At 48.4% G+C, this 24934-nt stretch carries 22 protein-coding genes and 1 pseudogene; 12 read left to right on the top strand and 11 right to left on the bottom strand.

Features of this window, described 5'->3' with window-relative positions:
* The first annotated feature begins 114 nt into the window (after window positions 1–114).
* Window positions 115–2118 (top strand): LTA synthase family protein, encoded by a 2004-nt coding sequence (locus EL262_RS05065; protein ID WP_078735966.1) that lies wholly within the window; start codon window positions 115–117, stop codon window positions 2116–2118.
* Window positions 2119–2454: 336 nt separating this feature from the next.
* Here the strand turns inward: EL262_RS05065 and queF are convergent, their stop codons facing one another.
* The 4 genes from queF to EL262_RS05045 form a co-directional block, all read right to left on the bottom strand.
* Window positions 2455–2910, bottom strand: coding sequence for a preQ(1) synthase (gene queF / locus EL262_RS05060; RefSeq protein ID WP_025839502.1), 456 nt, complete (start codon window positions 2908–2910; stop codon window positions 2455–2457).
* 34 nt (window positions 2911–2944) lie between these two features.
* Window positions 2945–3616 (bottom strand): 7-cyano-7-deazaguanine synthase QueC, encoded by a 672-nt coding sequence (queC, locus tag EL262_RS05055; RefSeq protein ID WP_025839504.1) that lies wholly within the window; start codon window positions 3614–3616, stop codon window positions 2945–2947.
* Between the two features lie 4 nt (window positions 3617–3620).
* A complete protein-coding gene (locus tag EL262_RS05050) occupies window positions 3621–4301 on the bottom strand; it encodes a queuosine precursor transporter (protein ID WP_025839505.1) in 681 nt (226 codons plus the stop codon).
* 133 nt (window positions 4302–4434) lie between these two features.
* Window positions 4435–5523, bottom strand: a complete 1089-nt coding sequence (locus tag EL262_RS05045) for an ISAs1 family transposase (protein WP_126464363.1) — start codon at window positions 5521–5523, stop codon at window positions 4435–4437.
* 161 nt (window positions 5524–5684) lie between these two features.
* Here EL262_RS05045 and EL262_RS05040 point away from each other — a divergent pair.
* Window positions 5685–6667 (top strand): annotated as a pseudogene (locus EL262_RS05040) (alpha/beta hydrolase).
* Between the two features lie 183 nt (window positions 6668–6850).
* On the opposite strand, the gene EL262_RS05035 reads toward EL262_RS05040, so the two are convergent.
* Both EL262_RS05035 and EL262_RS05030 read right to left on the bottom strand, forming a co-directional pair.
* Entirely contained in the window at window positions 6851–7939 is a 1089-nt protein-coding gene (locus tag EL262_RS05035) for an ISAs1 family transposase (protein WP_126464362.1), read from the bottom strand.
* A 261-nt stretch (window positions 7940–8200) separates the two neighbouring features.
* The gene (locus EL262_RS05030; protein ID WP_234394780.1) at window positions 8201–8698 is read right to left on the bottom strand and encodes a nuclear transport factor 2 family protein; all 498 of its coding nucleotides are present in this window, start codon (window positions 8696–8698) and stop codon (window positions 8201–8203) included.
* A 136-nt stretch (window positions 8699–8834) separates the two neighbouring features.
* Between EL262_RS05030 and EL262_RS05025 the strand changes: the two genes are divergently transcribed.
* From EL262_RS05025 to fmt, 4 genes are all read left to right on the top strand, one after another.
* The gene (locus tag EL262_RS05025; protein ID WP_078735956.1) at window positions 8835–9149 is read left to right on the top strand and encodes a winged helix-turn-helix transcriptional regulator; all 315 of its coding nucleotides are present in this window, start codon (window positions 8835–8837) and stop codon (window positions 9147–9149) included.
* 400 nt (window positions 9150–9549) lie between these two features.
* Window positions 9550–10134 carry an L-threonylcarbamoyladenylate synthase gene (locus EL262_RS05020; RefSeq protein WP_025839279.1) on the top strand — a complete coding sequence of 195 codons (585 nt, stop codon included), beginning with the start codon at window positions 9550–9552 and terminating at the stop codon, window positions 10132–10134.
* 35 nt (window positions 10135–10169) lie between these two features.
* A complete protein-coding gene (locus EL262_RS05015; protein ID WP_078735948.1) occupies window positions 10170–11981 on the top strand; it encodes a chloride channel protein in 1812 nt (603 codons plus the stop codon).
* Between the two features lie 28 nt (window positions 11982–12009).
* Complete coding sequence (gene fmt, locus EL262_RS05010; RefSeq protein WP_078735949.1) at window positions 12010–12993, top strand: methionyl-tRNA formyltransferase; 984 nt, start codon at window positions 12010–12012, stop codon at window positions 12991–12993.
* Window positions 12994–13296: 303 nt separating this feature from the next.
* Here fmt and EL262_RS05005 read toward each other — a convergent pair whose 3' ends face one another.
* The 4 genes from EL262_RS05005 to EL262_RS04990 are packed head-to-tail and all read right to left on the bottom strand — an operon-like array spanning window position 13297 to window position 17779.
* Window positions 13297–15801: a TonB-dependent receptor gene (locus EL262_RS05005; RefSeq protein WP_025839280.1), complete on the bottom strand. Its 2505-nt coding sequence runs from the start codon at window positions 15799–15801 to the stop codon at window positions 13297–13299.
* A 32-nt stretch (window positions 15802–15833) separates the two neighbouring features.
* On the bottom strand, window positions 15834–16184 hold the full coding sequence (locus EL262_RS05000) for a GntR family transcriptional regulator (protein ID WP_025839282.1): 351 nt from the start codon (window positions 16182–16184) through the stop codon (window positions 15834–15836).
* Window positions 16181–16909, bottom strand: coding sequence for a hypothetical protein (locus EL262_RS04995; RefSeq protein WP_025839284.1), 729 nt, complete (start codon window positions 16907–16909; stop codon window positions 16181–16183). The genes EL262_RS05000 and EL262_RS04995 overlap by 4 nt, the downstream gene beginning before the upstream one ends.
* Before the next feature lie 36 nt (window positions 16910–16945).
* Window positions 16946–17779, bottom strand: coding sequence for an ATP-binding cassette domain-containing protein (locus tag EL262_RS04990; RefSeq protein ID WP_025839286.1), 834 nt, complete (start codon window positions 17777–17779; stop codon window positions 16946–16948).
* Window positions 17780–18360: 581 nt separating this feature from the next.
* Between EL262_RS04990 and EL262_RS04985 the strand changes: the two genes are divergently transcribed.
* The 3 genes from EL262_RS04985 (at window position 18361) to EL262_RS04975 (ending at window position 19990) form a co-directional block, all read left to right on the top strand.
* Complete coding sequence (locus tag EL262_RS04985) at window positions 18361–18939, top strand: hypothetical protein (protein WP_036854076.1); 579 nt, start codon at window positions 18361–18363, stop codon at window positions 18937–18939.
* Between the two features lie 7 nt (window positions 18940–18946).
* Entirely contained in the window at window positions 18947–19252 is a 306-nt protein-coding gene (locus EL262_RS04980; RefSeq protein WP_025839291.1) for a winged helix-turn-helix domain-containing protein, read from the top strand.
* Between the two features lie 348 nt (window positions 19253–19600).
* On the top strand, window positions 19601–19990 hold the full coding sequence (locus tag EL262_RS04975; protein ID WP_025839294.1) for a BACON domain-containing protein: 390 nt from the start codon (window positions 19601–19603) through the stop codon (window positions 19988–19990).
* Between the two features lie 93 nt (window positions 19991–20083).
* On the opposite strand, the gene EL262_RS04970 is transcribed toward EL262_RS04975, so the two are convergent.
* A complete protein-coding gene (locus EL262_RS04970; RefSeq protein WP_025839296.1) occupies window positions 20084–21733 on the bottom strand; it encodes a C69 family dipeptidase in 1650 nt (549 codons plus the stop codon).
* A gap of 424 nt (window positions 21734–22157) precedes the next feature.
* Between EL262_RS04970 and EL262_RS04965 the strand changes: the two genes are divergently transcribed.
* The 3 genes from EL262_RS04965 to mnmL all read left to right on the top strand — a co-directional run bounded on the left by EL262_RS04965 (window position 22158) and on the right by mnmL (window position 24880).
* Complete coding sequence (locus tag EL262_RS04965) at window positions 22158–22970, top strand: DUF3108 domain-containing protein (protein WP_078735950.1); 813 nt, start codon at window positions 22158–22160, stop codon at window positions 22968–22970.
* Window positions 22971–23009: 39 nt separating this feature from the next.
* Window positions 23010–23558, top strand: coding sequence for an HD domain-containing protein (locus EL262_RS04960; protein WP_025839300.1), 549 nt, complete (start codon window positions 23010–23012; stop codon window positions 23556–23558).
* Between the two features lie 380 nt (window positions 23559–23938).
* Window positions 23939–24880, top strand: a complete 942-nt coding sequence (mnmL, locus tag EL262_RS04955; RefSeq protein WP_036854079.1) for a tRNA modification radical SAM protein MnmL/YtqA — start codon at window positions 23939–23941, stop codon at window positions 24878–24880.
* The last annotated feature ends 54 nt before the right edge of the window (window positions 24881–24934 follow it).

The following is a 24934-nucleotide window of genomic DNA, read 5'->3' as shown; positions in this document are numbered from 1 at the left end:
ATACACAATGTCACAAACATAGAATTATCAATCTATTAAGTGTTCTTCTTGTCGGTAAGTTGAAAACTGAATGCTTAAAGAATGCTAAGTTAAAATTGACTTTTGGTAATATATATGAATAAATCACGCTATTCTACTCGGAGTCGGGAGCTTATCTTTTTTTACCATCTCGGACTCGCGCTGCTCATCATGGCTTTGTGCCGGGTCGTCTACTATCTCTACAACTATACGTACTTTGCGCATATCTCCGCAGGAGATTTTGTGGACATTGCCCTCGGCGGACTGCTCTTTGATGGCGCCTCGATTGCTTATACCAATGCCGTCTACTTCATTCTTCTGTTGCTCGGGGTATTTCTTCCTGCACGGTGGGAACAGCACAAAGTTTTCGTTGGGCTGAGAAGTGCGACCTATTTTATCCCCAATGTCTTAAACATCTTCCTCAACATCTCCGACACGGGCTACTATGCCTTTGCTCTCAAACGCACATCGATGAGTGTCTTTTCAGAGTTTCAGAACGAAAGTGCACTCAATCTTTATGGTAAGTACATCATCACTTTTTGGCCACTTACCCTCTTATTCATTGTCTTGGTGCTGGTGCTCTACTTCGGCTATCGGTTGGTGAGATTTGAGCGCAAAGATGGGCAGACCATGATCGCCCGTGTGAGAGCAAAGGGACTTGCTCTTGTCGAAGTCGGTATATTTGCCTTCATTGCTCTTTTGACCATCCGAGGAGAGATCGGGTTCGAAAATCGTCCCATGACCACCCTCCGTGCCAACATTTTCGTGCGTGAAGCCAAGGATCGTGATCTCGTCCTCAATACCACCTTTACGATGATCCGCACTTCTCGTAAGAGTACTCTTAAAGAACTTTCTCTCCTGCCTGAGGATAAGGTCGCCGAGTATTTCTCTCCCCGATACAAGGCAAGACCACTCCATGAGGGTGATAGTCTTTATGGTGCATTCAAGGGTAAAAATGTCGTCTTCCTTATCCTCGAGAGCTTTGCGAAAGAGTACACGAGCTACCTCAACCAAGAGGTGGCGGACTACCCGGGCTACACCCCATTTTTGGACGAACTGATGAGTGAGAGTTTTGTATTCAAGTACGGCTTTGCCAATGGGCGAGTGTCTATCGAGGCTATGCCTTCGGCACTGACTTCGCTCCCGGCTTTGGGGATCAACTTCGTCCTCTCGCACTATGCCGGAAACGACCTTATGAGTCTCCCTGAACAGCTTGACAAACAGGGGTATAGTTCGATCTTTTACCATGGGGCTTCCAAGGGATCGATGGGGTTCGATGCCTTCGTCAAACAGATCGGTATTCATGACTATTTCGGGCGTGAAGACCATGCAGACGAAAGTGACTATGACGGTACATGGGGCATCTTCGACGACAAGTTTTTGCAGACCGTTGCCAAGCACATCGGCAGTCGTCCGATGCCTTTCCTTGCCACGATATTCACGCTCAGTTCGCACGCTCCTTACACCGTCCCCGAGGAGTATGGGGATATGTTCCGAGAAGGGTCTCAGTACATCCACAGAGCCGTGCAGTATGCAGATATGTCTCTAAAGATGTTTTTCGATGCGATTCGCAACGAGCCTTGGTACGACGATACTCTCTTTGTCCTAATGGCCGACCACGCCAGTCAGAGCGACCGTCCCGAGTATCAAAACGTAGGTGGACGCTTTGCCATCCCCATCATCTTTCATGACCCCTCCGGCAGGCTCAAAGGTCTCCAAGATCGCTATGTCGTCCAGCAGGCGGACATCCTCCCCTCGCTTCTCTACTTGATGGGTGACGACACTGAGATCATCTCTTATGGGCAAAATATGTTTGATCCCGAAGCTCCTCACTTTGCGGTCAACTACGAAAATGGCAATCATATCCTGCTCCATAGGGACTTCACCATATTCATGGATGCTACAGGTAAGTGCAAGTTCTCTTCCCCTTCGCCACTTGTCCAACACCCTGTTGATTTCGCCCCCTCGGACAGTGTTGATACAAAGCACTACGAGATGATGCTCAAGGCTTACGCGCAGGACTACAACCATCGTGTGATCAATAATAAATTAGATCTTTACGAAAGTCGTCACAAAGCCAAGGCCTTGGCGATGAACTGATCGTTTCAAGGATAAATCATGCTGATGACATGAGTCCCCGATTCGAGACAGCCTTTGGGTAATGGCCTTAGGGGTGACTCACGTTTTTACTGCACATATTACTACTTTCTTTACTTCAAGGGGGCTCAAAACCGTTGTGCGATTTGATTGTCGAAAACCGTCTGATTTGATGCTGAGTCCTCGATCCGCTTTGCGGTGCTTGGTAAGCCGAAACTAAGAAGCCCACCTTGTTCGCACAGGGTGGGCTTCTTGGTGTGTGCCAAGGTCGGCTCACAGACATGGGGGGTGAGCTCCAAGTCTACGGGCCGGAGCCTTGGCTCGTCTTCTACTTGATTTTCATTCGTGAGACATAAGTCTTTGTTCTGCCATACGCTCATATTTGGTGCCCGGGCGACCATAGTTGGCGTAGGGGTAGATCGATATACCGCCACGAGGGGTAAATAGTCCTGTGACCTCGATGTACTTGGGATCCATGAGGGCGATGAGATCCTTCATGATGATGTTGACACAATCCTCGTGAAATGCACCGTGATTGCGGAAGCTGAACATGTACAGCTTCAAGCTCTTGCTCTCCACCATCTTGATGTCAGGGATATAGCTGATGCGGATCTCCGCAAAGTCAGGCTGACCTGTGATGGGGCAAAGGCTGGTGAACTCAGGGCAGTTGAACCTCACCCAATAGTCATTGTCAGGGTGTTTGTTGTCGAAGGCTTCGAGCACCTCCGGAGCATAGTCCTGCTTGTACTCTGTCGTCTGTCCGAGGAGAGACAGTTGATCTTTCAGTTCGCTCATATCTCTAATTTTTTTTTATTGTGTCTGCACTTCGTTATTTGGTCTTGGGTCGGGCTTTCTCTTTGAGGTACTTTTGCAACCCTTCACTTCTCAGAGCGCAAGCCGGACACTCTCCACAGCCATCGCCCTTGATACCGTTGTAGCACGTCAAGGTTTCTTGCCTTACCAACTCCAGCACCCCAAGCTCATCTGCAAGTGCCCAAGTCTCCGCCTTGTCGATCCACATAAGAGGTGTATGGATGACGAAAGTATCGTCCATGGCGAGGTTGAGGGTGACATTGAGAGACTTCACGAACGCATCTCGACAGTCGGGATAACCACTGAAATCCGTCTGTGATACCCCTATGACGAGGTGATGGATGCCCAGCTCACGAGCATAGACCGCCGCGATGCTGAGGAAGAAGAGGTTGCGTCCGGGCACAAACGTATTTGGCACGGAGCCTTCGGGTTTCTCCTTATCCATCGGGATGGAGTCGTCTGTGAGAGAGTTGTGCGCCAACGAACCTATAAAGCTCACATCCTTGACCTCGAAAGGCACACCCGCACCTTCGGCGATCTTCCTTGCGATCTCCACCTCCTCACGGTGCTTCTGACCGTAGAAGAAACAGAGGGCGTGGACACGTTCGAAGTGCTTCTTTGCCCAGAAGAGACAAGTCGTGGAGTCCTGTCCGCCACTGAAGACGACGAGGGCTGTTTGCTTGTTCATAGGATCAAATGTCCTTGATGTTTAAGATGTTGTAAGAGATGTCGGTGTCGTAGACATCAGTGCCTTCGATACGCTTGATCGCCTTTACCACACGGATGGTGATCGGGAGGATGATGACCTCGTAGAGAGACTTGAGGACGATCTGAAGCATCATGAGGTTGATGATCTCACCCCAACCGATGATGCCTGCAAAGGCAATGGGGAAGAAGATAAGAGAGTCGGCAGTCTCGCCTACGAGCGTCGAGACCACGGCGCGGGTGGAGAAGTTTTTACCACCGCTGGCGACCTTCATCTTGCTCATCACATAAGCGTTGAGGAACGACCCCACGAGGAAGGCCGACAGACTTGCGACAAGGATACGAGGTGCCATGCCGAAGACGAAGTTGAAGTGCTCTTCTCCCTGCCAAAACGAAGCAGCAGGCAGAGCCACCGCAATCAGACCGAGAGCGCACACGAAGGCATTCATCGCAAAGCCACTCCAGATGATGAGACGAGCTTTCTTGAAGCCCCAGACTTCGGCGATACAGTCGTTGATGATGTAAGATACGGGGAAAACTAAAAGTCCTGCGGTGACATTGAGTCCTGCGATGTGGATGATTTTAGTTTCGAGAAGATTTGCTGCAATGAGGCATACATTGAATAATATGCCGAGTAGCATGAAAGGGACGGATACTTTTTCTTTCATAATTCCTGTTTTTTACGTGGTGTTCTAGAATACACGGCCGTTATGCACGGCATCGAATGTTATTTTGGGTCACAAAGTTAGTGCTTTTCTTCGAATAAACAATAAACTCCTCTCGCTTGCCAGGGCAACCGCATCAAATCTTTAGTATCTTTTTGAGATAGTCTATATTCAGAGCGGCTTTGAATAACCTCTTCCGTAAGGATAGTTTGTCTTTATACTGAGAAACAATGGCTAAAGCGAACTTTCTCAACGTGTTTAGATTGGTGGCTGAATAGTCCTTACGAGCTCGGCAAGCGTCTTCCCTAAAGGTTACATCCAAGTGCCAATGAAGCCTATTCTCAATCCCCCAATGCCCTCGAATATATTGCCCTATTAACTGACAATCTTCAGGTGGTAAACTGCTGATATAATACTGCTTATCTATGCGAGTCTCTCCCCCTAAATTACTAATCTCTCTCTCCACTTGAATTAAACTTCTCAAGCCTCGCCATTGACTATATTCCTCCTCGTCAAAGACCTCTGATGCTGATAATGTGGTATAAGTTCGCTTCTCAATACGACCATGATTTTTCTCCAAGGTCTCATAACTATGGCACCTGTATTGTCCTGTGAAACAATCCTGAACATCCTCATACAAGTGTTTTTGATTGCCTTTGAGGCTTAGGATGTAGTCGGCTTCTGATTGGATAATTTGCTCTGCAATGTTGGTTTGAGTTCCCATCGCATCTATACTGATGATTGCCCCTGACAAATCAAGACTATCCAGGACTTCAGGGATAGCTTGTAACTCATTGCGTTTTTCGGCAACAGTCTCTTGAGCAAGGCTTAAACCCTCTTCATCAACCCAAGCTGAGAGAATATGCGTACTGCTGGTTTTCTTCTTCGAGCCTTTCAGGCGTTTGCCGTCAATGGCGATATGTTTACCTTCCAAGTCGCTAATCAGCTCTTTCCCATAGACTTGAAGACAGGCATAGAGAGACTGAGGCTCAATACGTTGGAGCACCCTCTCGAAGGTATCCACGCTCGGACAACCATTAGGCAATTCAACTAGAGGGCGAAGCGATTCTCCTCGCTCTAAGCAAAGTTCATGCATGGACTCATAATCCTCGCCTCCACACAGATAACTCGCCAATGCAATTACTAGAATATCGCTCAACTTATGCTTGCAACGACCCACGACACGGGGATCTTCTACCTTAGAAAAATAATCTTGTACATCCATAACCCAAAGATAAGCCTATTTTGATGCGGTTGACCTGGTTCAGTATGCCGCTTGTTTGAGAAAATGTACTACTTTTGCAAATGAAACGAATGTTATGTTACATATGTTTCAATTGGAGTTATGATAAAGTAATCAAACAATAAAGTTAGAATTTTGGTAATATGAATACGACTAAAAAGCAACCTGTCAATCCCTTTGGTTGGGACAAAATTTTTCCCGCGAGTGATAAGGTAGAATGCAAAAAAGTAACTTTCAAAAATCGCTATGGGATCACCCTTGTCGGTAATTTGTATACCCCAAAAGATCGCGAAGCCGATAAGCTCCCGCTTTGGCTGTTTGTGGTGGCTTTGGCGCTGTAAAAGAGCAAGCATCAGGTTTTTATGCACAGACGATGGCGGAGAAGGGTTTTGTGACGTTGGCTTTTGATCCATCATATACAGGAGAGAGTGGTGGCGAACCTCGTAATGTCGCATCTCCCGACATCAATACCGAAGACTTTTCGGCAGCTGTTGATTGTTTGGGGCTTCAGCACTTAGTGGACAGAGAAAGAATAGGAATTATCGGTATCTGTGGCTGGGGTGGATTTGCGTTGAATGCTGCGGCTATCGACACACGTATTAAGGCGGTAGCGACAATGGTAATGTACGATATGTCCCGTATTTTCTCCAAAGGTTATTTTGATAGCGACACTCCCGAGAAGCGTTTGGAAATGAAGCGTTCGATCAATGCTCTTCGCTGGGTGGATGCTGAGACAGGCACTCCGTCCAGAGGTCAGGCTCTGCCAGATACTGCACCTGAAGGGATACCGCAATTCTTGAAAGACTATATCGAGTTTTACAAAACTCCACGAGGGTGGCATGGGCGTTCGGTCTCCGAGCATGTCTGGACAGCTACGACATTGCTTTCATTCATGAATTTTCCATTGCTCTCGTATGCTGACGAGATCAACATCCCCGTCCTCATGATTACGGGAGAAAATGCACACTCTCGCTATATGAGTGAAGATGCTTTCAAGTCCATAGGCTCTGAAAGCAAGGAACTTGTGATCATTCCCAATGCCTGCCACATCGACTTCTATGACAATCAGGCAGGGGTGATCCCGTTTGATAAGTTGGAAGATTTCTTTAGAGCGAATCTGCGCTAATGTTCAGATAGAGGGCTCTCTTGGAGATAGTTCCATCATCAAAAGTCTCAGCTGCAACTTTGATACTTTTGGTTCTTCGACCTGATCGGCACAGTTGTGAAATATTTGTCGGATCAAGAGAAACTCTCCTTCGTTTATTGTTGGGGAGATCGCTCGGGCCTAAAAACAAGCAGGGCAACCGCATCAAATCTTTAGTATCTTTTTGAGATAGTCTATATTCAGAGCGGCTTTGAATAACCTCTTCCGTAAGGATAGTTTGTCTTTATACTGAGAAACAATGGCTAAAGCGAACTTTCTCAACGTGTTTAGATTGGTGGCTGAATAGTCCTTACGAGCTCGGCAAGCGTCTTCCCTAAAGGTTACATCCAAGTGCCAATGAAGCCTATTCTCAATCCCCCAATGCCCTCGAATATATTGCCCTATTAACTGACAATCTTCAGGTGGTAAACTGCTGATATAATACTGCTTATCTATGCGAGTCTCTCCCTCTAAATTACTAATCTCTCTCTCCACTTGAATTAAACTTCTCAAGCCTCGCCATTGACCATATTCCTCCTCGTCAAAGACCTCTGATGCTGATAATGTGGTATAAGTTCGCTTCTCAATACGACCATGATTTTTCTCCAAGGTCTCATAACTATGGCACCTGTATTGTCCTGTGAAACAATCCTGAACATCCTCATACAAGTGTTTTTGATTGCCTTTGAGGCTTAGGATGTAGTCGGCTTCTGATTGGATAATTTGCTCTGCAATGTTGGTTTGAGTTCCCATCGCATCTATACTGATGATTGCCCCTGACAAATCAAGACTATCCAGGACTTCAGGGATAGCTTGTAACTCATTGCGTTTTTCGGCAACAGTCTCTTGAGCAAGGCTTAAACCCACTTCATCAACCCAAGCTGAGAGAATATGCGTACTGCCGGTTTTCTTCTTCGAGCCTTTCAGGCGTTTGCCGTCAATGGCGATATGTTTACCTTCCAAGTCGCTAATCAGCTCTTTCCCATAGACTTGAAGACAGGCATAGAGAGACTGAGGCTCAATACGTTGGAGCACCCTCTCGAAGGTATCCACGCTCGGACAACCATTAGGCAATTCAACTAGAGGGCGAAGCGATTCTCCTCGCTCTAAGCAAAGTTCATGCATGGACTCATAATCCTCGCCTCCACACAGATAACTCGCCAATGCAATTACTAGAATATCGCTCAACTTATGCTTGCAACGACTCACGACACGGGGATCTTCTACCTTAGAAAAATAATCTTGTACATCCATAACCCAAAGATAAGCCTATTTTGATGCGGTTGACCTGCTCGCTTGCTCTGAGCCGTAAGCCATAATGACCCATATGGATAGGCACTTCGAGAGTCACTTTGCAAGGCTCTACCGATGTCTGACAGAATCCCAACATGGGAATGGCAAAATATGGAAACAGACGGTAAGAAAGAGTTTTCTTACTGTCTGTCGCTTAGTAGGCATTATTGGTGTCTTGTTGGTTTGGTACAAGTGGCTGTCCCCAAAATGATACGTCAAATACTAATAGCTTTGTGCCAGTGCTGTCCAAAAGGCGTCTTCTTCTTCAATTCTTTCAGAAAAAAGCCATACTTCTTTGATAAGGCCGTCCTCTAAACGAAGCAAGTCCACACCTCGCATCGCCATCGAAGTCCCATTTTTTTCTAAGGCAAAGTGGATGGATGCCACTACCATAACTCCATTGTCGGTGAGATAATCGACTTTGATCCCTAAGTCGCCACCGCTCCATTTTGCCAATTTGCCTAAGTGAGTAAAGACGGCTTGTTTCCCTATGAATGTTCCCGACTGAACCCCCTTGCCCGGTTGGTGCCAAACTAAATCTTCGGCGAAAAGAGACTCAACTTTTGCCATGTCTCCCTTTTCTAATGCAGAAAAATACTGCTGAACAATTTCTAAATTCGTCATGTCTGATTCTTCATTTTTAGGTGTGATTTTGTTTTTACTGACTTGACAAGATGCAAATCCAAATAAAATCGCTGTTAGTAAAATTGCCCTTTTCATCCTTCCTTATTTTTTGTTTCAAGTCAAAGATTTGATGGTAAAGTTATACCTTTACGTCATAGTAGACAAGTACTTACAAAGGTGTGAGATACTTACTATATTGTTAGATTTATTGATAATCAGTAAGAAAAAAATTATGGAGAGAAAAATTTTGGATGACGAATGCCCCGTACGAAAGTCAATGCAGATTTTTGCCGGTAAATGGACCTTGCTTATCATCTTTCAAATCAATCGAAAGATAATTCGTTACGGAGAACTCAAACGTGCTATCCCGGGTATTAGCGAAAAGATGCTTGTTGATGAGTTGAAGTTTCTCTGTGTAAAAGGATTGATCAGGAAGAAGCAATATCCCGAAGTCCCTCCCAGGGTAGAGTACTCTCTTACACCATTGGGTGAGAAAGTCCTGCCGATTATTGATGAGATTGCTAAGTTCGGAAAAGAGAATTTGTAACCTCTCCCCTTTGTAAGGGTAATAGTAGGAGTGTGTCGAAAAATATGTTGAAAAAGACAGAGAAGTGAGTAGAGTACAATTATTTAATCGGAAGATGCACTCTTAGTTTGATTTTGTCCATTCTCTCCAAGGTTGCCGTTTAATATCATGAATTGCACAAGTGGTGTGCCAATGTTTGAATCAGATCCAAGATTGTGACCTTTTGATAGGAGAATTTTGCCCTTAAGTATCAAAGGAGGGTTATGTATAAGGTAAATCATCGGTAATGCAATCGAAATGCAGGATATTCCGAAAATCAAGAATTCGTGGTGTACTGCGTGTTTTCGTGACGGCTGATGAGTTGTCTTCATTGAAAATGTTGTACCTTAGTTCGTCCGAAATCAACAATGAGATAAATGTCATGAAAGAAGAACAATTCGTCTACGCTAAAGAAGATCTGCAAGCTGCATTGGAGGCTCTCCAGCGAGGAGAGCTCATCCTCTATCCTACCGATACGATATGGGGTATAGGTTGCGATGCAACGAATCCCGATGCTGTGAAGAAGGTGTATGCCCTCAAACGACGTGAGGATGCCAAGGCACTTATCAGTATTGTGGATACGAATGCCAAGTTGCAGGGCTTGATGGACGAGGTCCCCGAGCTGGCTTACGACCTCACCGACTTGGCGACCGAACCTCTTACGATCATTTATCCCAATGTCCGTGGTCTTGCACCGAACCTCTTGGCTGAGGATGGCAGTGCGGGAATCCGGGTGTGTGACGAACCGTTCTGCCGTGCTTTGTGCCAGCGTTTCCGCAAACCTATCGTCTCTACTTCTGCGAACATCTCAGGAGAACCGGCACCAAGGTTTTTCTCCGAAATCTCACCCGAGATCACCGAGGCTGTGGACTACGTCGTAAAGTACCGTCAGGAGGACAATCGTCCCCGCAGTGCTTCGAAGATCATGAAGCTCAATGCGGACGGTACTTTCGTCCTAATTCGATAAGGATAAGTTTGTGGTACTAATACGACAAGAAGAGCATGAAGAAAACACTCGAAGATAAGTTTTTTAAGTTCTTGAGCTGGCGAGAGGAGAATATCAAGGAACCTGTGTTCATCAGTTTCCTCAGCTTCATCGTCGGTATCTCTTGTGCCTTGGTGGCAGCACTGCTCAAGGGGGCGATACATCTCATTCAGGACTTTGTGACGAACCGGCTCGTGTTTGACGGTCTTGATTTGGGCTTTTTGATCTTCCCCGTCATCGGGGTTTTGCTTGCAGGACTCTTTGTGCGCTACATCGTCAAGGATGACATCAGCCACGGTGTGACGAAGATCCTCTATGCCCTCTCTCAACGCAAGAGCCGTATCAAGCCGCACAATATGTGGACTTCTCTTGTGGCTTCGTCCGTCACCATCGGTATGGGGGGCTCTGTCGGAGCGGAAGCACCTATCGTACTCACGGGATCGGCCATAGGAAGTAATATTGGTCGTCTCTTCCGGCTCGATCAGCGTAACCTCATGCTCCTCGTGGGCTGTGGTGCAGCCGGTGCTGTCTCGGGGATCTTCAAAGCTCCTATTACGGGGCTTATCTTCGTCATCGAGGTCTTGATGCTTGACCTCACGCTGACATCGGTATTGCCACTGCTCATCTCATCGGTCACGGGGGCGACGATGGCATACTTCCTTTTCGGGACAGATGCGATGTTCTCGTTCAGTATGTCGGATACGTTCGAGCTCGATCGTATTCCTTTCGTGCTCCTGCTCGGGATCTGCTGTGGCTTGGCATCGTTGTATTTCACCAAGATATCATTCTCACTGGAGAAGAAGCTCAGAGGGATCAAGCTCTATCGACGACGCTATCTCATCTCGGCTCTCATCCTCAGTGTCCTTATCTTCATCCTGCCGTCGTTGTATGGTGAAGGGTACCAGACCATCAGCAGTCTCATCGATGGCGATCCTCAGGACATCATGGTAGGCTCTTTCTTTTCCCTCCTCGGGGATAAGATATGGGTCTTGCCCCTCTTCGTCTTGCTCAGTTTGCTGTTCAAGGTCTTTGCCACAGTGGCGACCAATTCCGGTGGTGGTAGTGGTGGGGTCTTCGCACCCTCTCTGTTTGTCGGTGCTTTGGTCGGCTTTTTCTTCTCGCACATCATCGACCTGCTCAGTGGCGTCGAAGCAGTGAGCTTCATCTTCCCTCATCTTTCGACCAAAAACTTTGCCCTTATGGGGATGGCCGGGGTCATGGCCGGGGTGATGCACGCACCGCTCACGGGTACATTCTTGATCGCCGAACTCACCGGGAGCTACTCCCTCTTCCTGCCGTTGTTGCTCGTGTCGATCAGTTCGTATGCCACGATAAAGGTCTTCTTGCCTCACAGTATCTATTCGCTTCGACTGGCGGAGAAAGGTAAACTCCTTACCCATCACAAGGACAAGGCCGTACTGACCCTGATGCAGGTGGACAATGTGATCGAACAAAACTTCAGTCGTCTCCATCCGAGTATGACACTCGGGGATGTGGTGAGGGTCTTCAGTGAGAGTCAGCGTAATGTATTCCCTGTCGTCGGAGATGACGGTAAGATCATGGGTATCGTGATGCTCGACAACATCCGAAACATCATGTTCAGGTCCGAGCTTTACGATCGCTTCAAGGTCTCCCAGTTCATGATCACTCCGCCTGCCAAGGTCGTGTCGGATATGAATATGGAAGAGGTGATGGATCTCTTCGACGATGTCAATGCGTGGAATCTCCCCGTCGTCGACACCGAAGGGAAGTACCTCGGATTTGTTTCCAAGTCTCGTATCTTCAATACCTATCGAGACGTCCTCATCAATAACTTCAACGGAGACTGACCTCCGCTTACTTCAAGACCATATATAAATGAATACAACCATAGCCAAGGATCTCAAGATCGTCTTCCTTGGGACACCCGATTTTGCCACTCACATCCTCCGTCGTATCGTCGATGAAGGGTACAATGTCGTCGCAGCGGTGACGATGCCCGACAAGCCTGCAGGGCGAGGTCACAAGCTCCATCCTTCGTCCGTCAAGGCTTATGCTGTCGAGCAGGGGCTCCCTGTGCTCCAGCCCGAACGCCTCAAGGATGAGGCTTTCCTCTCCGAACTAAGGGCTCTCGGTGCTGACCTCTTCATCGTGGTGGCCTTCCGTATGTTGCCCAAGGAGGTGTGGGGGATGCCGCACCGTGGGACGTTCAACCTCCATGCCTCGCTCCTGCCGAAGTACCGTGGCGCAGCACCCATTCAGCACGCCATCCTCAACGGTGAGACCGTGACAGGAGTGACGACCTTCTTTCTCGACGAACAGATCGACACAGGGCAAGTCCTCATGCGCAGAGAGGTCGGGCTTACCTCTCAGGAGACGGGTGGCTCTCTGCACGACAAACTCATGACGACGGGTGCCGACTTGGTCGTCGAGACCATCGAACTTATTCGGAACAACGAGGTCGTACCCTCCACTCCCCAGCCGGAGATGTATGAGGACGAGGCTTCGTTACCTCAAGCACCCAAGATCTTCAAAGAAGACAGACTGCTCCGCTTCTCTTCTTGTACAGCTGTCGAAGTCGACAGACGTATCCGGGCGATGTCGCCTTACCCCTCTGCGATCGCCACTTGGCACATGGTAGACGGCACGGACATCGAAGTGAAGGTTTTCGATGCCGAACTCCTGCCCCACGATACCTCTCTCTCCGCAGGTCAGATGAAGGCAACGAAAGAAGGGCTCCTTGTCGGCACAACAAAAGGTGCAATCCTCCTCAAAACCATACAGATGCCCTCGAAACGCCCCATCCGGGCACGCGACTTGGCAAATGGCTTCGACCTTTCCTCCGTGGCGAAAGTCTTCTGATCTTCCCTCCTGATCCGGCAGATAATATACAATTATAAGATAGTAGCCCCCATCTCACTTCACAATCTCGGAAGGGTGGGGGCTTTCCTTTTGTGGTACAATGCCTTCCCTCCCCCTGATACAAAGGAACGCCCCTCACATAGACAAGGTGACCCTCTCTGTCGCCTGACAGAACACTTTCTGTCGGGCAACAGAAAATATTCTGTCCCCTACCGGAGTACTCTCCGATAAGGGACAGAAAAGGTCCGTTTTCAGTTTTTTCTTGTATCGTTTGTTGGGGCGCAGAGTCCCGAGTGTGAGGGCTTATTTCTGCACTGGCAGACTGCCACCGCCTTGCTCTTGCTTGGGAGCGAGGTCATCGTTATGGATGGTGCGCCGGGTCTTGGCTACTTTCGATCTCATTTGGCCGAACTTGTAGGTGATGCCGAAGGAGATCGCACGGCCTGTGAATGAGTTCTTTTCCACGTGTTCGAAGCCTTCGCCCTTTGTCGTGCCGTTGAATGTCAGGTACCGCTGAAGGGGATTTTGTACGCTGAGACTGAGGGTAAGCTTGTCGCCCAGCATCTGCTTGGTCAAGCCGACGGAGGTGAAGTATGATGGATCGTAGGTGGTCTGTATCCCTTGTTGGGTCTTGAACATGCCACCGTTGAGGTTGAGCATGACTTCCCATGGCAGGGTGGCTGTGGCTCCGAGCATCGCCGTCCCGCTGACGATGTTGCGTGAGAGACCGAGCTGAGTGCTCTTCTGATGTGTGGCTGCGATGTTGAAGTTGGAGAAGATCCGAAGCCACATTGTAGGGTTGTACATGAAGTAGCCGTTGAGGATGATGCTCTTATTCTTCCCGATGTTGCCAAACGTATTGTGGATGTATTTGCCGTCCTTGAAGGTGTAGGTCTCGATGGCATTGTCGGTGAACTCATAGGCGACAGATATCATGTAAGACAGTTTGGGGGTAAAGGCTGAGTAGTCGATGTTGAGCTTGTGCAGACGTTCGGCCTTGAGGTTCGGATTGCCGGTGCTTACGACGAGTTCGTCCATCTGTGTGCGGAAGGGATTGAGGTGCCATATCGAGGGACGTTGGATGCGGAAGTTGTATCCCACCTTGAGGATAGAAGTCATGCTGAGGTTGTACGAGAGGTTGAGCTGTGGTACCCATTCGAAGAATTTGTTGGAGAAGTCCGCTTCGGGCGTCTTGTCAAATGTTGCACGTACTTCTCCTGCTTCGAGGCGAGCACCGACCTTGGCGGAGAACTTTGGGGTGCTGTATTGGTAAGCAAAGTAAGCTGCACCGATCCTGTACGTGTGTTCGAAGACACTGTTTTTGATCCCCTCACCGTGCACGCTGCCTTCTTGCCAAGCTCCATCGGGTGCAAGCTTGTGCTTGTATATAGGGTCGCTGGATGAGGTGCGGTCGATGTACTTCGCTCCGGCTTCGATCACTTGCCGAGAGCCCAGGGGCGTAGTGTAGTCAATCTGGCCGGTGTGCTCTCGGAGACCTCCATTGACCTTGCTCTGCTGGATGTAGAAGCCTTTGTCCGAAAAGCCCGGAAGGGGTGTCTTGCTACCGTGGTTGGTCACCGTGATGTCTCTGATGTCAGGGGTGTAGGAGTAGTTGTAGGAGAGTGTGAGGAGTTCGCCGGGCTTTCGTGTACTGTGTTGAAAGTCTGCCGAAAGTTCGCCTCCGCCACTGCCATAACGAGTGAGGTTTTCGCTTCTGTTGATGTCGAGGAGATGCGCAGGGTTTGCGTTCAAGAAGCCGTTTTCGCGAGAGAGGATGGAGATTTCTCCCGTATTTGCTCTGAAGTTGCCATTGATGTTGATGAGGTTGAGGGAGTCGATCTCGTAGGATAGTAGGATGTTGCCAAATCCGCCGAACATCTTGTTGATGCTCATTTCTCTGTCCTGAGTGATAGTGGACTCTGTGGTCTTGCGGATGCTCTCTCCCGGAAGTCCGCTGATCTGCCCGAAGTGGCTCGAAAGGTTCGTCGTCACCCCGAACTTCCCATACTTGGCAGAGAAGTAAGCATTCGCATTCCCCATGGGATGACTGCTTGCGTTGATGCCTACGCTCCCGGTATAGCCCTCAAACTTGGAGCCCTCGGTGACGATGTTCAGTATCGCCGAGACCCCTTCGGCATCGTACTTCACCCCGGGGTCGGTGATGACTTCGATCTTCTTGATGTTGCCCGCCGGGATGGATTGCAAGACATCCTTTGCATTCTTGCTGAAGAGGTTCGAAGGCTTGCCATTCATGTAGATACGGTAGTTATTCGACCCCTTGATCTGTATCTTGCCCTCTCCGTCGACCGTCACGAGGGGCACCTTGCGCAGTGCATCGAGGAGGGTCTCACTCTTGCTTGTCGGGTCTGCCGACATCTCGTACGATAGTCTGTCGATAGAGGTCTTCACCAGTGTGCGCTTGGCTGAGACGACAGCCTCTTTGAGTGCGATGGACTCTTCTTGGAGATAAATAGCCCCGGCGTTGAGGTCGGACTTGTTGCCGTCGGCTTTGAGGCGACCGTGGTAGGGCTTCATGCCTATGAATGTCGCTTCGATGAGGTACTCCTTTGCTCTCGGTAAGGCAATCATGAAAGCTCCATCCTTATCACTCACTTGTCGGTAAGTGAGGGTGTCACGACCGTTCACGACGGATATGATCACATTCGTGAAGGGAAGGATGGCCTTGTCCGAAGCGGAGTGAGTTGTCCCCGATACTCGGACATCGAACCTTCTGCCACCCCCTTCTTGAGCCACTGCTGTGAGGCTCAAGAGGGTAAGCAGGATGCATGAAAAGTATTTGCTCGTCATTATCGTGTGTGTTTAGTATGTGTATGAATGACTTACTTCGGCCTCTTGTTGTAGGCTTCGATGATTTCGGCAATATCTATGCCGAGGAGTTCCATTTCCCTGAACAGAGAGGGTAGGAGGTTGTCTCTGAGTCTTGCCCTGCGACTGACCTTGATGGCTTCGATCGCTTCGGGAGCAACGAAGTAGCCCATCCCACGTTTGTTGTATATGAGGTCGTCACGCTGGAGGAGTTCAAATGCTTTCATAACTGTGTTGGGGTTTACTTCCATGTCCACGGCGATGTCCCGGACCGATGGGATACGCTCGTCAGCTGTGTACTCACCGGAGAGTATTCGATCCTTTATTGTCTCCGAGATCTGTACGAATATGGATTGTTCTCTCATGAGCGTTGTTGTAATTTTTGTAGAGCGATGTACGATGCCACGATTGCAACGCCCGTGATGAGCAGACTGATGATGTAGCCGACACCTACTTCGAGGTTCATGAAGTATCCCAGTGTCAGTGTCAAGGCAAATGCTGTGAATATGCCGTAGAACAGGTGTTTAAATCTGATCATGCCCCAGAATATCACACTGATAAGGATCAGTGGAGAGCCGGTCTTGATAAAGACTATGGGGAAGAGTGGGTTGACGACCAAGAAGCCTCCGATATTGAAGTAGTTTTGCAGGAACTTGGGTTGCATTGTGCTTTGGAATACCGAGGGGTTCATGATCCCTTCGCCGATGTATGCTATCTGTACTGTCAAGCAGGATAGGAGGAAGTAGATCGCCATGACCCCCAGAAGAGAGACAAAACGATCGAGCGTGCTCGCAGGTATCGAGCAGTAGGCGATCGTATCCGACTTGTGTAATCTTTTGCCCATCTTCAGCAGGTAGTAAAAGGCAAAAATGAAGAAGGCTACCGGTTGAAACCCTAACATCACTTGGCTCTCTGATGACTTTGTGCCGGTCGCAAAGATTATCCCTTGAGTAGTCAGTGCCACCATAGCAAGGACGGCGACAATACCGACGGCACAGAATAGCAACATCTCTTTCCATGTGATGGTAAGCTCCATCTTGATGAGATTGAATACTCGCTTGAGGGAGAATATATTGTTTGTCTTTTCCATAAGATATAGTTGTAAAAGTGTGAAGAAGTAGTAGAGTTACTGTTGTGGGATGAGCTTGAGAATCTTCTCTCTGTCGCTGATGAGAGCATTGAAGAAGAGTTCGGTCGAGAAGGTACTGTCATCGTCCTGATCTTTCTTGAAGATCCCGAACATCCCTGCCGGTGTCATCTCCTGATAGAGAGCCGTCTCATCCTTGCCCACTGTCCTGAATGTGAAGCACTCGGACAAGTTCGCGAGGCTATCATTGAGAATGATTTTGTTGATGTGCATCACCATGATGTGGTCGATGATCTGCTCCAGGTCACGTACCTGATGAGTGCTGATGATGATTGTCTGATCGTCACTCGTATGCTTTGCGAGGAGACGTCTGAATGCGCTCTTCGATGGGATGTCAAGTCCGTTGGTAGGCTCGTCCATGAGGAGCACCTGTGCCCTTACTGCCAAGGCAAAGGTGATGAATGCCTTCTTCTGCTGCCCCTGTGATATCTTGTTCAACTTCATGTCGTAGTCGATCTCGAAGTCATGCATCGCTTCGGCTGCGATTTTCTCAGAGAAGTTAGGATAGAAGCCTTTGAGCGCATTGAAATAGCTTCTTATCGTCACGCCTTTTGGGATGTGAAACACCTCAGGAAGGTAAAATACATTCGAGAGAAAGTGTACGCTACGTTTTCCCGGGTCTTCGCCGAATACATTCATCTTTCCATCAAGTCTCAGGAGTTGACCGCCAAGGAGTTTGAGCAAGGTTGTCTTACCCTCGCCATTCTTTCCGAGCAATCCCACAATCTTACCGCTACCGATGTTAAATGAGACATCGTTGAACAACTTAAACTTCATCGGATAACGAAATCTCAGGTTATTAACTTCTATCATCTTAGTATTATTTTTAGTGAATAATTTTGTTTGTGATCCTGTGTTCTACTTCAGTAGTACACTGCAAATCTAATTGGTTTAGTTTTATTCTCCAAGAGTTTGATGAAAAATTTTTACTCAAAAGCTTGATTTTTCTTTTTGCACACACTTCTGACTGTCATCTATATGTGTCTATATATTACGGAAGTAAAGGGCTTCGGGCTCCAATGTTTGGGTAAGGAGGATTCTCTCCTTGTACTGAGCGTTATGTCTCGATACGATGGATGGCTGGTGTTGGTGTCTCCCTACACTGTGCATATGCTTCGGACAAAAAAGTCCATGAAAGGTCGACAAAAGGTCGTTAGACTCGATGACGAAAGTCGTTAAACTTGAGAGATCGAATCTAACGACTTTTTTTCTTGCTTCTTTGACTTCGTATGGTGCAGGAGCTCTTGTGACATCTATTGTATCAATACGAGAGGGAGCGATCAAGTGAAATTTATTTTGTGATTTAATTTGGTTTATAAAATAAACTAATCTATCTTTGTGGTGAGTTTCGGAACCAAAATCAATACAATCATCCATTCTAAAAAGTTAAAGTTATGAATACAAGAGATTTGACACCGAGTGAAAGTTTGGAAGTCATCACACGAATGATCCGGCAGAGTGAGCGTCGTATCGAGCGAAAGTTTTACCTCCCATACCTGATATGGGGCTGGCTCACCCTTATCGTGGGTGTGGCGGTCTATTTGCTCATCCCTGAATATGGGGTCAATGCTTTCTTTGGCTGGTTGGCTCTGCCCATCATAGGGATCCTGCTCACTGTCATGACCTCACGCAAGGTTGAAGGCGGACTCAATAAGATCGACAAGATCATCGATACTGCATGGACAGTCATCGGGACGAATGTCATCTTGGTCAGCTTCTTGGTCACTCCTCCGCTTTTCATCATCATGCTCCTTTTGAGCATTGCCCAAGCCATCGCCGGCTTTGCTCTCGGCGTGAAGGTTTTGAAAGCCACTTCGATGCTCGGACTGGTCGTCACTTATGCTTACGGAGCATATTTTTCTCACCATCTTAGTATCGCCGATCAGACACTTTACTTCAGTATCGTGATCTTCCTCATCAATATCATCCCCGGATATTATTTTATGTCCAAGAGACGTCAATCCTCAAAATAAACGAACTATGTCTCCTCAACTTCCACCACTGGATCCCCTCTTGCTTTCCGAACTGAGACTCTCCATCATGTCTATCTTGATGCAGGACGAAGAGGCCGACTTCCTTTATCTCAAGGAGAAGACTTCGGCGACGGGGGGCAACCTCAGTGTCCAGATCGACAAGCTCTCCACTGCCGGATACATAGAGGTGGAGAAGGGTTTTGTCGGTAAACGTACTCGCACGACCTGCAAGATCACCGAGCTTGGACGCCAAGCCTTCAAGGTGCACTTCGAAGCCCTCAAGCAGTATTTCCCTGCCGCAGGGCTCGGGTGACTCTACCCATCTGCGCTCACATACCTGATACATGTGGCAGAGGTGTGCCCTCCGGGACTACCGATGGTGTGGTCACGGAGGGCTTCATTTGTGCCTGCCGGGGAGGGGATGGGAGCGAGAGATGGTATTCTGTACTACTTCAAGACGGAAAGTAGGATAGGGGTATCATCTTTATGCAAGGAAAGGTGTTTTTGAGCATTTTTATATTGTAACTTTGCAGGAGCGGATGGATTTGGATAAATTGTTCTCAAAGAATCTAACGCCCTTTTGGCCTTAGCTCTCGGAAGAGCGATATATGGTATAAGAAAAGGAAATAAATAACTGTTTAACAACTAATTGTATACTGGAATGAAGATTAAGGGTCTATTTGCGACACTTGTGGCGACGGTATTGGCATTTGTGCTTGTCATCGGGTGCAAAGAGCAAGAAGAGGTCAAGTACATCATCTTGGACAAGGAAGAGATCGTGCTGACCAAGGCAACTCGTACTTCTACCTTTACGGTAAGTAGCAACACGCCTTGGGAAATCACAGGCGAAGGGATCACCCCGACGTTGGGTACACCGATTGCCGATGCAGGGTGGTTCACCATCACGCCTTACTCGGGCGAGAAGAATGCTACGGTCAAGTTGACTCTCAAGGTCGATGCCGACCTCACTGTCGATCAGTCCAAAGAGATCACAGTCACCGGCAAGGGTGGTACACTCAAACTCTTGGTGAAGTTCGAGGCAAAGAAGTAAGGAGAAACTCCGTCCACAGAGTATAAAAAAAGAAGGGTCACACATCAGCACTGAGGCTTGATGTGTGACCCTTTTTTTGTGGGCAAGGAGAGATTACTTCTTCACCTTGAGACGATCACCGGTCTGCTCAGCGATGCGTCTGTAGTATTGTTCGTCGTAGCCCGGTTGCTTAGGAGAGACAGGCATGCCCACCTCTGAGCGTTCGAACTTGCCGTCCTTTTCCTTCTTGATGTTACCATCGATGTACTTCACGAGCAGGTAAGTACCAAGCTCTTTCCAGCGAGCGGTAGACATTTCGGCTTCGGAGCAAGAGTAGTTGGTGAGGAAGTCGATCGCTGCCTTTTCGTCCTTCTTGCCAAGCTCCATTGCATACTGCTCGATCATCGGCTGCATGGTCATGAACTTAGACTCAAGTTCGCCCTGTACCTTGCGGATATCCTTGATCATGTAGCTGTACTTGTTGTACGCCATGTTTGCCACCCAGTTGTGCATCCAGAACGCAGATGTCCAAGAGAACGTAAGGAGGTCACCATTTTGTTCGCTGTAGCATTCGGGCACTCTTGTGATAGAGCCATACATAGGTGTGAAGACTGCCATGTCGGCATCATCGACTGCAAACCAAAGGACACCACCCACATAGTCCGGGAGGTAGTTGCGGAGCTGAGCCACGAGTACGAAGCCCGACTGCTGGGTCGCGATGGCACGCTCGTTGACATACTCTTGTCCATCGACCTTGAAGGTCATCGGTCTCCAACGATAAGGGCAAGCGTAAGGGCCTGCGCCGATGTCCTGAGTCATGTCGAGGGCGGTACCTTCGTAGTGGTCACGCATCATGTCACGTACATCTGCTACGGAGAGCTTACGGTTGGGCTTCACATAGAGAGGCATTGGATCATTTTGAGGATTGTGACCGGTGATGAGTGGGAGGTACTTGTCCATGCCGTCAGCAAAACGGTTGAAGAACGACCATACTCTCGCTTCACAACCGCGGAGGGCACCGAAGTCATAAGGTGCATATACTTGCTGGAAGCTGAAGTCCTTATCCTTGCCTTTGTAGAAGCCCTTCTTACGAGCAAACTCGACGACATCCTTGGAGTACATACAGTTCTCCTTATCGTTGAATGGGATCTGTTGGATACGTGCTTGGTTGGCGTGTGCAGAGATACAGTCATCGGGTATGCGGATGGCTACCCATACTGCACCCTTCTCGCCCTTACCTTTACCGATCATCTCCATCACCCACACTTCGTTCTTGTCAGCGATGGTGAAAGACTCACCTGTGCTCTTGTATCCGTACTTGTCCACGAGCCCGGTCATGACCTTGATCGCTTCGCGTGCTGTGGCAGAGCGTTGGAGTGCGATATAGATAAGGCTGCCGTAGTCCATGATACCCTCGGTGCCGTGGAGGTCTTCTCGGCCTCCGAATGTACTTTCGGTGATGGCTACCTGTTTTTCGTTCATGTTACCGACGACATTGTAGGTGCGTCCGACCTGTGCGATGTCACCACCATAGACACCGGTGTCCCACTCATAGACCTTGAGCATCGCTCCTTGTTGCCATACAGCTGCCGGCCAGTGGTACAGCGCACCATATAGAGTGTGGCTGTCTGCAGCATAACTCACGATGACCGATCCATCGGTCGAAGCCTTGCGCCCTACGATAAGGTCAGTACACGCCTTAGCATCTTGCGAGAAGCTAAGTCCCATGACAAGTAGGAAGGCTGATAGAAATAATCTTTTCATCCTGATAGTTAGATATATTAATGTAATAATGTGATATACATGTATCGACAAGCATCTTCGACCCTTCGGGCGAAAGATTTGCTAATATAATAAAACTTGTCCACATAGGGGCTATTATCTTTCGTCAGTGTCCGGAGGAGAGCAGAACGTTTTTTGTGCCCTGACAGAATGTGTTCTGTCCCGACACAGAATGCACTCTGTCGAGGGGGTGTGTGGATGGGGAGCATTGAGGGGATTTTTGCATGTGCAAAAGTGTTCAGACTACCCCTGTGATATAGAGTTGTGGGGAGGTTTTGAAACCATCCGTCGGTGGTTAATTCAAAATTTATAATATCTTTGTATTGCATCATCATAGGACTCTCCTTCGTTTCTGCCGTTAGTGGCGATGGTGGTGAGGGTCATTATTCATTAAACGTCAATCCTGATGAAATCAAGATATTTCTTCCTGTTATTTTTATTGTTCACTTGTCTTTCGGCTTTCGGTGTTTCATCGGGGCAGGGAGATAGGGCAGAGTATTTTCAGAGATCTGCGACCTTCAAAGGGCCGGAACAACTTCACTATGTCGTCTACTTCCGTTGGGGTATCATCAAGGGAACAGCAGGGCATGCCGTGATCAAGACGAGCACGGTGTCCAGCCAAAAACAGTGGTTCCAGCAGGTGAGGTTCAAGACCTCGGGTATCTTCGAGACCGTCTTCCCGATGAGGGACACTCTCGAGGTGCTGTATGATTACAAGAAGCTCCCTCTGAGGGCTGAGAAGCGTACCGACGATGGCGGCTACTATTCGGTCGATGAGATCACGTACAAGTACGATGCTGACAAGACCCGTATGAGGATGAGGCGTCTGTCGTCGACCGAACTCCTCATCGACACCACTCTTCATGTCAACTCGGAGAGGGTGGTGGCAGACATGCAGTCGGCATTCAATGTCGTGCGTGGAGTAGATCGCTCCAAGGTGCGTCTCAACTACAAGGCTGCCTTCGTGATCCCCGTGGGTAAGGATCTCGTCCCTTGTGAGATCGTCTATGCCGGACGGGATGTACATCGTATGCCCGATGGGCAGGACAAGGAGGTGATACGCTTCTTCCTGAATATAGAGGATGAGGCTTTTTCGAAAAAGAACCAGTCGGCCGAACTTTGGGTGACAGATGACGACTATCTCGTACCGGTCAAGATACGTACCAAGCTCAAGGTCGGCTATGCCGAGTGCATCCTTACGTCGATGACGAGACAATAAGGTATCGTTATGCAGAGTGATGATCTGATCGTACATGGTGTGGATCCCATAGAGGTGATCCGCAAGTATTATGACCCTGAGAGCGAAGCTTATCGGATATTGGTCGAGCATAGTGAGAAGGTGGCGCAGAAAGCACTCCATATCGTGGATGCTCATCCCGAGTGGAGGGTCAATCGTCGCTTTGTCTACGAGTCGGCCATGCTCCATGATATAGGTATCAATGCCTGTCATGCTCCGGCGATAGACTGCCATGGCAGTGCTCCTTATATCCTCCACGGGTACATAGGGGCGGAGCGTCTCAGGAGCATGGGGCTCCATAGACATGCGTTGGTCTGCGAGCGACATACGGGTACGGGTATCACCTTGGAGATGATCCTTGCCAATGGTTGGGAACTCCCTCACAGGGAGATGATGCCTGTGAGTCTTGAGGAACAAATCGTGTGCTTCGCGGATAAATTCTTCTCCAAATCCGGTCAGATGAAAGAGAAGTCTCTCGACAAGATCCGCAAGGGATTGGCAAGCTATGGTCAGGATGATGTACTTCGCTTCGATGCTTGGTGCACTTTGTTCCTGAATGAAAATGATTAAAATCTGCTAAATGAATACGAGAAATCTTTGTTTCTCGGTTAATGATTTATAAAAATCTTGTGAAATGAGCAGATTTGCAATGTGGGGGTATTGACAATCCGAAAAATATCACTACCTTTGCATCGTGTTTTTCATAGTATTAGATTTTAGGTTAATATTAGATTGAAGGTTGTCGTGAGACAGCCTTTTTCTTTTGTAGGTCTGTCACGTAGTGTCGGGCCTGCTTGCTTTTTAGAGGGAGCCTTCAGTCTCTTTTCGCTACGTATGTACATGAGGGGTGTATTGTCTGAAAGGGTGAGGAGATGCAGGCTTTTTTAGTTTTTTTTGTAGTAACTTGGACTTCCTCCATTACATATCCCATTTTCATGGAACAACAACCAATGAGTCAACATAGTATCACGACCAAACCATACAGAGACTTCTCAGAGTACTTCCGGAGTATATTCCCCTTCAAGGTACAGAAGATATCGATCAATGCGGGGTTCACGTGTCCCAACCGGGACGGAGCTTCGGGACGAGGAGGCTGTGCGTATTGCAATAACAAGTCTTTCACTCCCGACTATACAGCGAAGTTCGGATCGATCACACAGCAGATGCAGGATGGGATCAGATTTTTCTCCCACAAGTATCCTGAGATGAAATATCTCGCTTACTTCCAGTCTTATACCAACACGTATGGCGATGATATATCGTCCATGATCGACAGATACGAGGAGGCACTCGGTGTGCAAGACACAGTGGGGATCATCATCGGTACCCGTCCGGACTGTATGCCCTCGGCACTGTTGGACTACTTCGAGGAGCTCTCGAAGCAGACCTTCGTCTATATCGAGTATGGAGTGGAGTCTACATCAGACAGGACACTTGATGCCATCAATAGGGGGCATGACTATGCCACCAGTGTAAGGGCGATCGAAGAGACCGCCCGACGTGGATTGCCCGTGGGGGCGCATCTCATCATCGGCCTGCCGGGCGAAAGTCGAGAGGATTTTGTCGGGCACATCAAGGCATTGTCGCAGTTACCCATCACGTCCCTCAAGCTCCATCAGCTCCAGATACTCAAGGGGACGATCCTCGGCCGGACATTTCTTCAAGATCCGTCGAGCATCCCACTCCTCAGCCCCGAAGAGTATCTCGACATCGTCGGTGATCTCGTCGCACATCTGAGACCGGATATTTACATCGATCGCTTTGTGTCGTCTTCGCCCGCCGACCTGTTGATCGCTCCCAAGTGGAACCTCAAGAACCATGTCTTTACGCACAAGATCATCCGACATCTCGAAGCAAACAATATCAAACAAGGGATGGCGTTCAATGGTTAATATCATAAAAAATGGGTACATTTGCGAAGAAGGATTGATTTCTTATCCACATCT

This window comes from Porphyromonas cangingivalis (assembly GCF_900638305.1).
In the GTDB taxonomy this organism is placed as follows: Bacteria; Bacteroidota; Bacteroidia; order Bacteroidales; family Porphyromonadaceae; genus Porphyromonas_A; species Porphyromonas_A cangingivalis.
Note: the sequence above shows the minus strand (reverse complement) of the source record. Positions and strands in the feature narration are given on the sequence as shown.